Origin of the sequence: Bacillus sp. BB51/4, from assembly GCF_008368845.1 — a bacterium.
In the GTDB taxonomy this organism is placed as follows: domain Bacteria; phylum Bacillota; class Bacilli; order Bacillales; family Bacillaceae_G; genus Bacillus_A; species Bacillus_A wiedmannii.
Map to the genome: position 1 here is coordinate 143,176 of NZ_QOSC01000006.1, position 14,371 is coordinate 157,546.

Genomic DNA, 14,371 nt, shown 5'->3' on the forward strand with positions numbered 1-14,371 from the left:
GAGTTAGTGATATGAAGAAATTTGAAGAGTTAGCAACGTACTACATAGAGGAATTAGAAAAGTACTCTATAGAACAATTTAGGATGAAGCCTTCTAATGAGGAATGGTCTCTCGGTCAAATGTATAATCACTTAATTTCAGCTACCCGCATGCAGTTAGATGCAATCGTGAAATGCAGAACTGAAGTACCTTCTGTAACTAACAAGAAAACGGATATGGGAGAAAAGGTATATATGATGGGAGCTTTCCCAGACATAAAAATCAAATTACCAGATCATCCTGGATATACGCCTGAAAACCCAGCTAATAAAGAAGACGTACAGAAACAGCTTCTAGAATTAATTACAATTGTAAAAAAAATAGAGCCAACACTTCCTTCTATTCCAAATGATTGTAAGGTACAGCACCCTGGGCTTGGTTACTTACATGCAGCAGAATGGTTCCAGCTTATTTCTATGCATTTTGCACATCATCTGCGCCAGAAAGAGCGACTGGAACTTAAAGTTTACTAAATGTAAACATTTCCACTAAAAAGAGACTGCCAATATGCAATAATACATATCGGGAGTCTCTTTAGTTTTGATATAATATCTTTAAATCTATATAAAAGGAATATATAAAATGAATCCAATCTTAACAGCTGCAAAACAACTATTACATAAAGAAGAAAAGATTTTATCTACTTTAAAATGTTCACTTACTGGCTATATTATTACGCATAAAGTCCCGCATCCTGGCATGTTACTTGCTACTAATAGAAGACTTCTCTTTTTTAGCCAACATAAAAACACGTTCATTGCCGAATTTGATTATGAAAAAATTCTATCCATAGAAACGAAGAGAAGAATCTTTGACAAAAAAATAATATTTTACTATGAAGATGAATATATAACGCTTGGATACATTACAAGTTCGAATGTTGAAGAGTTCATAGACTTACTTCAAAGAAAATGTAAGACTAGCACGGACTTATAATCAGCAGGGATTCCCCCTGCTGATTCATTATTTTAACTCCTCCCACTTCGTCCAAACTTCTCTCCCGTTTATATGGTACATATTATCCTCTCGATCCATAAATCCGTGCACAATAAACTCACGTCTAATCGTACAGAAATCATCATGATATTGTTTTATAAATGTATTAATTTCTTTTTCCGTATATTGATTTTCAGCGTTTAACTTGCTAATTAAATGCTCTAACAATACTAGTTTTTTCTTCTTTTGACCTGGAATCGATTTTAGGCGGTCCTCTTTATCGAAAAAGTTACGAATGGTTGTATCACGAAATTTCATTTCACTTTCAGTCATTTTGTTGTCCTCCATCGGTTTTTATGCCATAAAATTTATCGTTTATCTTTACTATCCTTCTTCATTCTTTTACTTATAACATCCATAAGGTAATACCCGCTAATTAGCACATAGTAAACTAAAAGTATTCCTAGTGCATCTTTCATATTTATATATTTTTCTTTATGAAACAAGATAGGTGAAAGGGCGTAAACAAGAAAGATGATTAGCGGATTTACGATAAAATAATAAGTAAGATTTCCTTTCATCATATCAACTCCTATGTACTATACTTCTGTTCAAATGGTTGCAATTCCTGTCCTTTTATTTAGCCCTACATTAAAATAAAAAAAGCACCAAAAAGGTGCTTTTTTCTACGCTTCAACTGATTGATTTTCCGCAATATTTCTAAATTGTCTTTTGTGCATCCAAGTTAAGGATGCGATTGTTCCAAGTGATAATACCACGATGAAAATCATGAGTATTCCTACGTTTTGCCACATGAAGTTAAAGTCTCCACTTGATACGACTGCTTTCAATCCTGATACAGAATATGTCATCGGTAACCAAGCATTGAATGGTTGTAAAAACTTCGGAATCAATTCTAGTGGGAATGTTCCAGCACTTGTTGTAAGCTGAATGATTAATGTGATGATGGCGATGAAACGCCCTGCATCACCGAATGCTGTTACTAAACATTGAATTAATGCGATAAACGCTAAACTTGTAACGATGCTAAAGAGTATAAAATACGGCATACTTTGTACTTCTACACCTAATCCGAACAGTAATATGACATCAGCTACTACTGCTTGAATAATACCGACTGATAGTAAAACGCCAAACTTACTAATAAACCAGCTAAACCCCGATTTTGGAACACCAACTGTGTCACGTAATGGATATACGATAGATAATAATAATGCCCCAACAAATAAACCGAGTGATAAGAAATACGGTGTAAATCCAGTCCCGTAGTTTGGAACTTCCGCCATTTTCTCCGTCTTCACTTTTACAGGGCTTGCAAACATATCATACGTTTTATCCGTTCCTTTTACTTCACCCGTTTTCTCTGCCCCTTCGCCAAGTTTCTCAGCAAGTTCACCTGAACCGTCGTTTACTTTTACAAGGCCATCCGTTACTTTTCCGGAACCGTCTGCTAGTTTATTAACGCCGTCGATTAGCTGGGTTGAGCCGGTTGACATTTTATTTAGGCCACCATTTAGATCGCCCAGACCTGTTGTTACTTGATTTGAACCATCTGCTAATTTGGTTACTCCTACTGATAATGTACCTAAACCACCTGTTACTTGACTTGAACCGTCCGCTAATTGATTTATTCCACCTGCCATTTGGTTTGCTCCTACAGATAACGTACCTAAACCGCCTGTTACTTGGTTTGAGCCATCTGCTAATTGATTTGCTCCTGCAGATAATTGACCTAATCCAGCTGTCACTTTTCCGGATCCGCTTTGTAATTGCGTTACTCCATCAATTAATTGAACTGATCCATCTTTTAATTTATCAGCACCTATTTTTGCTTTATCTAATCCTTCACCAAACCCATGAAACTTACTAACAAATTCATTTTGTGCGTTCGTTAATTTTTCAACACCACCTGCCAGAGTTTTCACCCCTGCTGGATTTGGTAATTTGTTTTGCAATCCATTTGTTGTTTGATGTATTTCGCCTGTTAATTGTTTTACTTCTTCATTTAATTTATTTGTTCCACCTGCTACTCCGGCAGCTTTTTGCTGAACTGTCGCTGTACTTTTTACAGCACTTGTTACGAATGGCTGTAACTGCTCTTGATATTCTTTTGGTAAACTTTCAATTTGCTTTTGTAAATTCGCTACCTCTTGCGCTGCATTTTTTGCATCTCCTGCTGTTGATTGTGTAAGTTCATTTAACTGATTTACATTCGCCCCAGCTCCATCTATTTTCTCATTTACTGTATTCAATATAGAAGGAACTTTCGACTGCATTTCCTCTAAGCCTACAGCAGACTTTTGTACGTTACTATTTAACTCTTGCAATCCCTTTTGAATTTCTTGAGACCCTTTTTCTAATTGACTTTGCCCTTCAGCAAGTTTTCCCATACCATTTGATAGGTCAGTTGTTCCTGTTTGTAATTCACCAGATTTACTTACTAGTTTGTTCAAGCCACCAGTCACTTTCTCAGATCCATCACGCAATTCACCCGTTTTGCTATTTAACGTATTTAAACCGTTCGTTACTTTTCCGGATCCGTCCACTAATTTTCCTATACCTGTCTGCATTTCACCTGTTTTGCCATTTAGCGTATTTAAACCGTCTGTTACTTTTCCGGATCCATCTTGTAATTTCCCTATACCCGTTTTGCTATTTAATGTATTTAAACCTGCTGTTACTTTTCCAGACCCATCTACTAACTTATTAGATCCATCTGCTAATTTCCCAACTCCATCCTTCATCTCCCCAGACTTTCCTTGAAGTGTATGAAGGCCATCTGTCACTTTACTTGAACCATCGTGCAATTCACTTGATCCGTCATGTAGTTTATTTGCTCCTTCCGCCCCATCTGCTAATCCTTTTGAGACGTCTTTAATGGAATCAAACATTTTCTCTGCATATGTTTTCGTTAACGTACTTGATACTTCACCTTTAATTTTTTCAATCGCTGTTCCACCAATTTGTGAAGATAAGAAGTTTAAGCTTTCGTTTGGAATATATTCTAAGTTTAATGGTTTTGGATCATCTTTTAATAACGTTGTAGCGTTACTTGAGAAGTCATTTGGAATGCGTACTAACATGTAATACTTTCTACCTTCCATTCCTTTTTTCGCTTCTTTTTCACTTACAAACTCCCATTTGAAACTTGTATTATCTTTTAAATTATCAACGAGCCCTTTTCCAACCTCAATTGGTTTCCCATCAAATACTGCACCTTTATCTAAATTAACTACCGCAACTGGTAAATCATCTAACTGTTTATACGGATCCCAAAAGGCCCATAAAAACATACCTGCATATAAAATTGGTACGAATAAAACCGCGATAATTGGAATTAATATTTTTTTACTTTTTATAATTTCAGTAAACTCTTTACGAAGTAACTGATTCCATTTCATCATTTCTCCCCCTTTATTAAAATGACCAAAATGTTCATTTGGTCATTTTTACCCAAACAAAAAGGCTATACTTATTCATACATATGCCTTATCCCCGAATTTATACTATGCAACTGTTCCTTACTATGAAGTAAATATTTCTATTATCCCTCCTAAAATAAATATATGACCATTTCGTTCAAGTGGTCACTTTTTATAATAATAAAAGGATTATCTTAGTTTGACAATCCTTTTAATAAATAAAGTTCAAATAATTCTGCAATTTCTTCTTTTTCTAGCGGTTTATGATTTTTTTCCCAATCAAAAATAAGCGATACGTATAAGCGAAGCATAATAAATGCTGTAATTTCTGGATCACATTTGCTAATTTCACCTTTATCAATCGCAATCTTTAAATACGATTGAATAACAGAAACGATTTCCACATCTACTTGTTGCATCACTTCTTGTACTTCTTTCGTTCCCATGTCGCGCTCTTCTTGAATTAATTTAATCATGAGCTGATGTTCTTTTCTGAATTCTAATATGCTATATAATGCTCTATGTACATTTTCAAAAAATGAAACATCTGAACGAATTGCATTTTCTGCAACTTGTTTCATTTCTGTAATTAAATTAGAAATAATCTCACCAAATAGCTCTTCTTTATTTTTGAAAAAAGTATAAATCGTTCCTTTTCCTACATTCGCTAACTTCGCTACTTGATCCATCGTTGTTGCTTTATAACCGAACGCTGAAAAAGACTTTGTTGCAGCTTCAATAATAGAACGTTTTCGATCTATCGCCACATCGTCACCTCCAAAAATGACCAATTGGATAATATAGTCAATCAGTACATCTTTGATATTACCACACGCTTACATTCTAGACAAGTTCTCTTTTTTATTATTTCCAGTATAAAAAAATTCCAGTCAGTGTATATCATACTGTCCATAGTTTATCAGAAGAAAAGAGAAAAGGAAAAGGTGTTCTTAAGATATACAATTAAACCTTACTTAACAACAACAAATTTCCCTTTTTTCAAATAATCAAATAAAAAAACAAGAAAATCTTTACATTTAATAGTAATATAGAAAATAGACAAGTTTATCAAAATAGTGGAGGCTTTTTCAGTCATGATGCGTGCGCTTCGTTTAAATATAAAGCAAGCTTTTTGTAGTCGTATTTCTTTAATTATTATGTTTAGTGGATTCGTTCTTATTTGTATTTATCACTATTACTATGTCATTCGTTATTTAGGAGACGCAGCGAGTGGACCTATTTCAACAGATATAAAATGGATCGGATTTCGCGACAATGAAATGGATGTTTATTTATTATTAATGCCAGTTATTGCGAGTTTCCCCTTTAGTACAAGTTACAATTCGGATAAGTCAGATGGTTTTAAACCGTTTGTGAGTAAGGGGATTTCTTTATTTCCTTATTCAGTAATGAAATATATCGTTACGTTTTTTTGCGGAGGATTTCTTTATACATTTCCATTCATCTTATCGTTATTATTTTGCAAATTAACCATTCCAGACGGAACACCTACGATTGGTTCAGGCATCATAAATGCTGATGGAATGTTCGCAAACCTATATTTCGATGCGCCTCTCACTTACATTACTGTATATATCGGAATTAATTTTTTATTTGCAGGTTTAATGGCCCTTTTAGGACTTGCTGCATCTGTATGGTCACAAAAGGACTATATGGCAATTCTCTTTCCATTTGCAGTTGCCTCCATTCCTTACGTCCTGCTAAATACAATATTTCCTTCAATAGGCGGAGCACCTATTCATTTATACGATCCGAAACAACCACTGCAGGGCATGTCACCGTATATTTTAACGATGCAATGTGCTTTCTTCCTTCTCGTTAGCTTATTTATGTATATACAAGGAGTAAAGCGGGATAGAAAAAAATATAGAAGAAGACTGCAAAAAAGAGAGCGGTGTAGAAAAGCGTTTCAAGCAATTTCGGACTAAATAATTGAACGAATAAGAGCGTAATTCCCTAAGTTAGCTTAGAGAATTACGCTCTTATTCTCATTTACATTTATCAATCGTATAATCATCTCCCCTTTACGGCGTACCTGCCAATCCCCATAAAATAACGACCGCCGCAAAATAAATCGCTTTAATACCTACAACTAAACATAATAAAACAACTGCATATGTACTTAATTCTCTTCTTGCGCCTATTAGAGTAAAAATGACTGCGAAACTAAATGTTACATAGGACAATGCTGTATGTATTAAGTTATACGTAATATCCAAATTTTGAGTAAGTCCTGTTACCTCCGCTACAAATTGGAGCATGACGATTGTACAAAACAAAATTGCAAGCTGATTCATTAATTTTCCATTTAACCACGCTTGCATCTTTAACCTCCTCATTATAAAAAGCTGAATTTTTAATTAATTTTAACATGATTTTTACAGAAAAAGAACGCTCAGTATATCTCTAAGCGTTCTTTCATGACTATTTAAGAAGCTTTCTTCAAATCAATTTGAGCAAGTACTGGATCGTGGTCACTTACACGTCCATGTTCTTTCATAATGTTTGAGTTTAAGTGTACTGGGTCTACAATTGTGTGTGGTGCGATGTTGTTTGTTACTAAAATATGATCTAACACTTGTGCATTTCCTTCATGAATGTACGTGTAGCGGTTCTCTTTCGGCACTGTGTTTAACATATTTTTTAAGTTTGTTCCTTCTAATGTTTTTAGTGGTTTAGCGAACTCAAAATCGTTCATATCTCCTAACACAACAACTGGTGCATTCGTGTTCTTTTTCTGAATTCCTTGTACGAATTGATTTACTTCTTGCGCTAACTGAATTCGTTTTTCTTCACTCTTTAATACGAGCGGCTGCACTTTTCCAAATGGCGTTGCATCTCCTATTTTTGAGTTTAAGTGATTTGCAACGACAACAACGTTTTGTCCTTGGAACGTAAATTCTGCTGCAAGCGGTTTACGTGTACTTTCAAATAATGGATTTTCGTCTCCAATGCGAACGACATTTTTATCAAGTAACTTCGGTACTGCTGCTAATTTCACGCGTGATGGGTTGTAGAAGAAACCGACGCGAATATTCGCTCCTGGTGCTCCTCCGTCTAGATTATTATTCGGAGCAATTTCTACATACTCATACTTTGGTCCACGAATTTCTAGAACTGCATCAATGATACGTTTTGCGCTTAAAGAAGCATCTGTTGTACCGTCATTAATCGTTCCGTTATTATCTTGCATTTCCTCTACACCGATAATATCTGGCATTTTTAAGTTGTATTTAATAGAATACGCTAACGCTTTTACTTTTTCATCTGTTGTTTCTTTTTTATTCGCCGAGAAGTTTTCAATGTTATATGTAGCAACGGTTAACTTATCAAGACGAGGCTGAATATTCGCGCCTACTTGCTTAAATCCACCTTCCACTACAGATGGTAATTCCGTTATTGGCGCAATGCGGAACGAACCGTAATCATATCCGACTACCCCTGTTATATCTCCAGTGAAAGTATCTCCTACTTTTGCTACATAATCACGAGGGACTTTTACAGAAAGACGCTCTGGATTTAATTGATTTTCATCTAATACAGGTGTGCCATATTTCGTTACGACTTTATTTCCGCCATTTTCTACTGTTACATATAAATTCCCGTTTTTCTGAGGTGCAATAATTTTTGGCGTTGGCATCGTAACGCGCATACCTTCTATACTTTCATAAAAGTCGATTGCATCTTCATTTGGATCAAATAAACCAAATGCATCATTATCGATAATTTGATCAGGAATTTTCACACCGTTTTCTCCAAGTACAATCGGCGCTGGTAAAGCTTGATCTTTTGCGATTACAGCAACGCGGCTCGCTTTAATTTCCGTCGTCGTTAAGTCTGTTTCAAATCGCTCTGCATATCCAGGCCCAACATATTCTTCTACTTCTCCATCAACTTGAATAAGATCTCCTACCGCTACATTCGCATCTTTTTTGTATACGTACATACCTTCTGACGTAGCTGGATCATTATCCGGCTGGTTATCTTCTATATAAAAACCATTTTTATCAAGTGCTGTTACAACGCCTTCCACATTGTATACTTTCTTTCCTTTGTAAGGGGAAAGATGTGATTTTCCTTGAATATCATGAATACGAACTGGTTCATTATTTACGATAATAAATGAAAATGTTGAAATGGCTGAAGAAGTAAGCCCTTCTTTCTCTGCGATTGCTTTAATCACACTATTTTCATTCACTACAATTTGTCCGTTATAACGAACACTCTTATTTGTAGGGTTAGAGCCATCTAACGTATAGTAGATTGTTGCTCCTTCTGTATTCGTTGTTAATGTTACCGCTGTTCCCTTCGCAACTTCTCCACTACCAGGCGAAGCTACTACATCGCTAACACGGTTTTGTCCTTCCCCTTGAAACTTATGAGCTGTTACCGATTTTAAACCCGGGCTACTAAAATATAATTCAAGCGTCCCTGTTAAACTAACTTTCTTCCCGATATTTTCAGGATGATCTTTCACGTTTACTGCCGCTCTCACATCGCCTTTTGGCAACTGAACAGGCATGATTTTGTCTGGATTCGTTTCAGTTGGCGAATCCGCAATTGCTACGTTTGTATCATCAAACTTAGCAGGATCTTTCGTGTATTTAGAAGGACTTTGCGTATATCCAACGATGTATCCTTCCACTGTCCCCTTCGTTTTCCCTTGCTGCTTAAATACTTGAATTGCTTTTTCTACTGACATAGAAGTATTTTCTTCTGCCTGCGCTAAAGTTCCAGTAAATGAAAGCAATAGCAATAATGATAAAAAGACACTTAACAATTTCTTCACAGCCATTTTCCTCTCCCTATTTCATATTTTCTCAGCATTTCTATCATAACAAATGATTCGTTATATAGAATGCTATTTCGACAAGTTTTACAAAAAATTTATTTAATTTACAAGCTTTCAAACTATAATACAAAATAATAATTTTACACCTTCTACGAATGCGACCTATAATAGTAGAGAGAGAAAACAGAAAATATTGAAATTTCATTGGCATGTAAAATGGATTCATTTGAATAGGAGTGATTGGATGGAAGTGCAAACAGAAACATACCGCGCAGCTATGAATGGAACATTAGAACGTCATTTTTCAGATATGATTGCCGTTATACCAACTAGAATTACAATTGAACAGTTAAAACAGCGGCTAGAGACTATCTCTACTAAAGTGGATGAATTAAAAATTGTTTACAGTGATGAGACAAGCCTTATTGTTGAGTTACATATGAATGAAACAATCATACCGTATGAACTGCATATTGATGAAACGAGCGATCCAGAAGAATATAAAATATACAATAGACAAGATTCTACAATCGTAGATCGTAATTTTGAAGATGCTGCTTATGGCACTGAAATTTTCACTCGTACGCTATTTGTAGGCGATGTGCTGGACTGCTTTTTCCAGCAGTTACAGTTTTTATGGAACCTCGCTCCAGACTTGTTATTTGTAATCGATTCAAGTGCAGCAATGAAAGTAATATCTAGAAGCTATATTGAATATCACGTTGAAAATGAATTATTACCTGACATTCCTGACTTGTACGTTATTCATTCTGTTTATGAAGACGATAAAGAAGGTGAGCCTACGCAATATTGGTTTCATACACATGGCCTTTTAAGAGCAGGCGTAACAGAAATAGAATTAATTATTCCAAATCGCATTTCGTCCTATTACGGCATTGGTGATCTCTTTCAAACATTTGCTAATAATGCCGTTGAGAATGGACAAGTCCCTATGAATGAGCCTATCGTGATCGCGCATAGTCAGCAAGGTTCTATCCATACAGTAGCTGTTCCGTGGGAAAAGGGATTATCTTATATTGGGCATAAAACGAGTATGGATCAATTGTCTTCAATCGAGGATGAAGAAGTGAAACTACAACCAATAGATGCACAAAACGTATTCTTAGGCGGGATGGATGACCGAGATGAATACCATCAATCTCCGTCCGTTCTTTTATTCAAATTTAATACTTCAGAAGAATATATTGAAAGTTTTTTCAAAGAACGCGAGGAAGCTACAGGGCTCATGTTCTATAAAACAAATAGTGAAACCGATCGTATGGCTTACAATGCGAAGAATACTTTCGGGTATTTCAGCAATATTTTTCACATTGAACAAGCAAATGAAGATTTTCGTTTCCTCGCTAAGTTTGGTGTTTCCTACGAAGAAGGAAAAAGTGAACATATGTGGTTTGAAATGCAAAACATTACGGAAGATTTCATTCAAGGAATACTCATTAATGAACCATATTTTATAAAAGATATGAGTGAGGGAAATAGTTATCAGTTAGAGTTTGAAAACTTAACAGAATGGGTTATTTATGCGGGAGATTCCGTTATAAAGCCAAATAACTTATATATGTTTATTGGTGAATAAGTAACAAAACGCCTTCAATGTGATTGAAGGCGTTTCTTATATTTTATTGTACGAGTAATTCCGTCTCCATTACTTTCTCCAAATGAGATAGTACACGCTTTGCGGCTTTCTCACCTTGATCAATACAGTCCGGAAGACCAGAACCAGCGTAAGAACTACCTGCCAAGTATATACCTGGCAACTCTTTCTCCATAAATGCTGTGAGTTTCTTCATTCGCTCGTTATGGCCTACTGTATATTGAGGCATTGCTTCTTTCCAGCGGCTTACGACTGTAAACTCTGGATCTTCTGTAATATCCATCGTCTTTCGTAAGTCTTCTAGTACGAGCTGAACGAGTTCCTCTTCTGTTTGTTCTACAACTGCTTCATCACCAGCACGACCGACGTAACAACGAAGAAGCGTTTTTCCTTCTGGCGTTGTATGTGGCCATTTTTTATGTGTCCACGTACATGCTGTAATTGTGTAGTCGCTATTTCGAGATACGACAAACCCTGTGCCGTCAATATCGCGCTGAATGGCTGATTGCGGGAAAGCCATTGCCACATTTGCAACTGATGTAGACGGAATGTTGCGGAAGAAACGAAACTGCTTGTACTGTGCAAACATAGATGGCAATACTTTATGTGAGCTTGCCACTACGACCGCGTCCGCTTCTATTTCTTTTCCGTTACTAAGAGTAATCGTGTAAGCATCACCAAGTTTTGTAACTTTTTCAATGCGAGTTCCCTTTATTATCGTACCTTCATGTATCTTTGCTTCGAGAGATTCTACTATAGATTCTAAACCTGTTTTCACTGTTTGGAAGATTCCCTTTTTCGGTTCAGATTTCTCTTTTTTCGGAGCAAGCGTACGCATACCGAGTGAAATACTGCGATGTTTCTGCTCAATTTGATACATTTGCGGGAATGTTGACATTAAGCTCATTTCATCAATATCCCCTGCATAAATACCCGATAGTAATGGTTCTATTAAATTTTCAACCACTTCGTTGCCGAGGCGATGTCTGAAAAAATGCCCGAGTGATTGGTCAGATACTGGCTTTGATCTCGGCATTAATAGATCAAAACCAGCTCTTAGTTTACCAATTGGGGAGAACAGCCTGGAAAATAGAAACGGCGTAATTTGCGTTGGAATTCCCATCATCGATCCGCTCGGCATTTTATGTAACCGATTGTTTACGAGGATAAATGATTGACCGGCCTTATTATTTACAAGTTCATCACCAAGACCTAATTCTCGCGCCAGTCTAGAGGCACTTTCTTTTCGTGCTAAGAAAGAATCCGGTCCGCGTTCAATTGTAAATCCATCTTTTCGAACGGTTTGAATTTTCCCGCCAAGTTTACCAGATGCTTCTATAAGTAATGTATCGATCGGCAAGTTCTTGTCATGAATATCTTTTTGCAAGTTATACATTGTTGTTAATCCTGTGATGCCACCGCCGATGATTACAACTTTTTTCCTCAAGCATGCTCCCCCTTTCTTTTTACAATACAGATTCTTTTTTCTTTAATACAACATCTGTTAAGCAATCAATAAATGCGTCCGATGCATTTGGCATTTCTGGACGATAATATTTCGCGCCAATTTCATCTGTCACAACTTTACACTCAAAGTCGTTGTCATATAAAACTTCTAAATGTTCCGCAACAAATCCAACTGGTGCGTATACGAATGAAGTATAACCGTACTTTTCATTTAATTCTCTCGTTAAATCTTGTACATCTGGACCAATCCAAGGATCTGGCGTATTTCCTGCACTTTGCCAACCTACTGCATAGTTGGCTACTTCAGCACCTCTTGCAATATAGTCAGCTGTTTCATTTAATTGGTCTGGATATGGATCGCCAAGCGCGATAATTTTTTCTGGTAAGCTATGTGCAGATACGATTAATACTGCTTTTTCACGCTCTGCTTCTGACATACCGTTATATATACCTTTCACTGCATCAACCCAGTACTGGATGAATTTCGGTTCTTTATACCAGCTATCAATGCCGTGAATTGTTAAGTTTCCAAGTTTCTCAGCTTCTTCTTGTGCTCGTCCTACATACGATTTCACGCTAAATGTAGAATAGTGCGGCGCAAGAACAAGTGCGATTGCATCTTGTATACCGTCGTTATGCATATCCTTCACTGCATCTTCAATGAAAGGTTCGATATGTTTTAAACCAAGATACATATGGTACTCTACTTCATCTTGTACTTCATTTAAACGCTGTTCTAACTTTTTAGCTTGCTCTAATGTAATAGTAGCTAAAGGAGAAATGCCACCAATTGCACGGTAACGCTCTGTTAAATCTTCTAGCATTTCAGGACTTGGCTTTCTTCCTCTACGAATATGTGTATAGTAACGTTCAATATCTTCTTCTTTATATGGCGTTCCGTATGCCATTACAAGCAAACCAATTTTCTTTTTCATACAGCTATTCTCCTTTACTTCGCTAACTGTTCTTTAGAGTATTCATGAATAAATGTAGTTAATTGTTTTAATGTATCTGGATTTACCTCTGGGAATACACCGTGACCTAAGTTAAAGATATAACCTGGCTCTTTCATCCCTTGATCTAAAATAGCTTTTACATGTTCTTCAATAACAGACCAAGGTGCTAGTAAGAATGAAGGATCCATATTTCCTTGTACCGCCTTATGAACACCGCGTGCACGTGCTTCTTCAATCGGTAAACGCCAGTCTAAACCTACAACATCAAGAGGTAAGTCATGCCATTCATTCACTAAGTGCGCAGCTCCTACGCCGTGCATAATCATTGGAACACCCATCGTACGAACTTCTGCAAAAATACGCTCCATCGCTGGTTTAATAAATATGCGGTAATCTGCTACATTCACTGTGCCAACCCAAGAATCGAAAATTTGAACTGCTTTTGCTCCTGCGTTAATTTGCGCTTTTAAATATGTAATAACCATATCTGCTAACTTATCCATTAATGCGAACCAAGCTTTCGGCTCTGCATACATGAACGCTTTCGTATTATGGTAATTACGAGATGGACCGCCTTCAATCATATAGCTCGCTAACGTAAATGGAGCTCCTGAAAAACCGATTAACGGTACGTCTAACATTTCAGTCGTTAATAAACGAATCGTATCTAATATGTACGGTACGTCATCTTCTGGATTGATTTCCCCTAGTTTTTCTACGTCTTGTAAAGAACGAATTGGATTATCAATAACTGGGCCAATACCTGATTTAATTTCTACATCCACACCAATTGCAGGTAGTGGTGACATAATATCTTTATAAAGAATTGCTGCGTCTACGTTATATTGATCGACTGGCAACTTTGTAACGTAAGCACATAACTCTGGATTATGTGTAATTTCAAATAAAGAATACTTTTCTTTTATCTTTCTATATTCCGGCTGCGAACGACCTGCTTGACGCATATACCATGCTGGTACATAATCAGTACGTTCCCCCCTACATGCTTTTAAAAATGTCTCATTTATAGTTCTTACCAAGACCCTTGCTCCCTTCCTTGCCAATGCTTTTGCTCTAAATACGTTCTATTCCGATATTTATC

13 protein-coding genes are annotated in these 14,371 nt (G+C 36.4%); 4 read left to right on the forward strand and 9 right to left on the reverse strand.

The features are described from left to right. Positions 1-11 precede the first annotated feature (11 nt). Both DN392_RS06800 and DN392_RS06805 read left to right on the forward strand, forming a co-directional pair. Positions 12-512: a DinB family protein gene (locus DN392_RS06800; protein WP_098189617.1), complete on the forward strand. Its 501-nt coding sequence runs from the start codon at positions 12-14 to the stop codon at positions 510-512. 109 nt (positions 513-621) lie between these two features. Further along, positions 622-975, forward strand: coding sequence for a PH domain-containing protein (locus tag DN392_RS06805; RefSeq protein WP_001068215.1), 354 nt, complete (start codon positions 622-624; stop codon positions 973-975). A gap of 27 nt (positions 976-1,002) precedes the next feature. Here DN392_RS06805 and DN392_RS06810 read toward each other — a convergent pair whose 3' ends face one another. From DN392_RS06810 to DN392_RS06825, 4 genes are all read right to left on the reverse strand, one after another. Further along, positions 1,003-1,308, reverse strand: coding sequence for a DUF2087 domain-containing protein (locus tag DN392_RS06810; protein ID WP_000140288.1), 306 nt, complete (start codon positions 1,306-1,308; stop codon positions 1,003-1,005). A 35-nt stretch (positions 1,309-1,343) separates the two neighbouring features. Next, positions 1,344-1,559, reverse strand: coding sequence for a hypothetical protein (locus DN392_RS06815; protein WP_002108716.1), 216 nt, complete (start codon positions 1,557-1,559; stop codon positions 1,344-1,346). A 102-nt stretch (positions 1,560-1,661) separates the two neighbouring features. Continuing rightward, on the reverse strand, positions 1,662-4,397 hold the full coding sequence (locus DN392_RS06820; protein WP_048567014.1) for a YhgE/Pip domain-containing protein: 2,736 nt from the start codon (positions 4,395-4,397) through the stop codon (positions 1,662-1,664). A 215-nt stretch (positions 4,398-4,612) separates the two neighbouring features. After that, positions 4,613-5,185: a TetR/AcrR family transcriptional regulator gene (locus tag DN392_RS06825; protein WP_000963376.1), complete on the reverse strand. Its 573-nt coding sequence runs from the start codon at positions 5,183-5,185 to the stop codon at positions 4,613-4,615. Positions 5,186-5,512: 327 nt separating this feature from the next. On the opposite strand from DN392_RS06825, the gene DN392_RS06830 reads away from it, so the two are divergent. Further along, complete coding sequence (locus DN392_RS06830; RefSeq protein ID WP_046958356.1) at positions 5,513-6,367, forward strand: hypothetical protein; 855 nt, start codon at positions 5,513-5,515, stop codon at positions 6,365-6,367. A gap of 96 nt (positions 6,368-6,463) precedes the next feature. Here DN392_RS06830 and DN392_RS06835 read toward each other — a convergent pair whose 3' ends face one another. Both DN392_RS06835 and DN392_RS06840 read right to left on the reverse strand, forming a co-directional pair. Continuing rightward, on the reverse strand, positions 6,464-6,763 hold the full coding sequence (locus tag DN392_RS06835) for a hypothetical protein (protein WP_149237964.1): 300 nt from the start codon (positions 6,761-6,763) through the stop codon (positions 6,464-6,466). 104 nt (positions 6,764-6,867) lie between these two features. After that, positions 6,868-9,234: a DUF6359 domain-containing protein gene (locus DN392_RS06840; RefSeq protein WP_098189613.1), complete on the reverse strand. Its 2,367-nt coding sequence runs from the start codon at positions 9,232-9,234 to the stop codon at positions 6,868-6,870. Between the two features lie 241 nt (positions 9,235-9,475). On the opposite strand from DN392_RS06840, the gene DN392_RS06845 reads away from it, so the two are divergent. Then, a complete protein-coding gene (locus DN392_RS06845) occupies positions 9,476-10,828 on the forward strand; it encodes a DUF4026 domain-containing protein (RefSeq protein ID WP_149237965.1) in 1,353 nt (450 codons plus the stop codon). 43 nt (positions 10,829-10,871) lie between these two features. Here DN392_RS06845 and hemY read toward each other — a convergent pair whose 3' ends face one another. Genes hemY through hemE form a run of 3 tightly spaced genes read right to left on the reverse strand, consistent with a single transcriptional unit; the run spans position 10,872 to position 14,309 of the window. After that, positions 10,872-12,293 carry a protoporphyrinogen oxidase gene (hemY, locus tag DN392_RS06850; RefSeq protein WP_149237966.1) on the reverse strand — a complete coding sequence of 474 codons (1,422 nt, stop codon included), beginning with the start codon at positions 12,291-12,293 and terminating at the stop codon, positions 10,872-10,874. Positions 12,294-12,312: 19 nt separating this feature from the next. Further along, complete coding sequence (hemH, locus tag DN392_RS06855; RefSeq protein ID WP_088608398.1) at positions 12,313-13,248, reverse strand: ferrochelatase; 936 nt, start codon at positions 13,246-13,248, stop codon at positions 12,313-12,315. A 14-nt stretch (positions 13,249-13,262) separates the two neighbouring features. Next, positions 13,263-14,309 carry a uroporphyrinogen decarboxylase gene (gene hemE, locus DN392_RS06860; RefSeq protein ID WP_000252602.1) on the reverse strand — a complete coding sequence of 349 codons (1,047 nt, stop codon included), beginning with the start codon at positions 14,307-14,309 and terminating at the stop codon, positions 13,263-13,265. Positions 14,310-14,371: the final 62 nt, after the last annotated feature.

Bases quoted from the DNA above. Each gene is read 5' to 3' on its own strand.
- DN392_RS06800 (WP_098189617.1), top strand. From the start codon at position 12: ATGAAGAAATTTGAAGAGTTAGCAACGTACTACATAGAGGAATTAGAA.
- DN392_RS06805 (WP_001068215.1), top strand. From the start codon at position 622: ATGAATCCAATCTTAACAGCTGCAAAACAACTATTACATAAAGAAGAA.
- DN392_RS06810 (WP_000140288.1), bottom strand. From the start codon at position 1,308: ATGACTGAAAGTGAAATGAAATTTCGTGATACAACCATTCGTAACTTT.
- DN392_RS06815 (WP_002108716.1), bottom strand. From the start codon at position 1,559: ATGATGAAAGGAAATCTTACTTATTATTTTATCGTAAATCCGCTAATC.
- DN392_RS06820 (WP_048567014.1), bottom strand. From the start codon at position 4,397: ATGAAATGGAATCAGTTACTTCGTAAAGAGTTTACTGAAATTATAAAA.
- DN392_RS06830 (WP_046958356.1), top strand. From the start codon at position 5,513: ATGATGCGTGCGCTTCGTTTAAATATAAAGCAAGCTTTTTGTAGTCGT.
- DN392_RS06835 (WP_149237964.1), bottom strand. From the start codon at position 6,763: ATGCAAGCGTGGTTAAATGGAAAATTAATGAATCAGCTTGCAATTTTG.
- DN392_RS06840 (WP_098189613.1), bottom strand. From the start codon at position 9,234: ATGGCTGTGAAGAAATTGTTAAGTGTCTTTTTATCATTATTGCTATTG.
- DN392_RS06845 (WP_149237965.1), top strand. From the start codon at position 9,476: ATGGAAGTGCAAACAGAAACATACCGCGCAGCTATGAATGGAACATTA.
- hemH (WP_088608398.1), bottom strand. From the start codon at position 13,248: ATGAAAAAGAAAATTGGTTTGCTTGTAATGGCATACGGAACGCCATAT.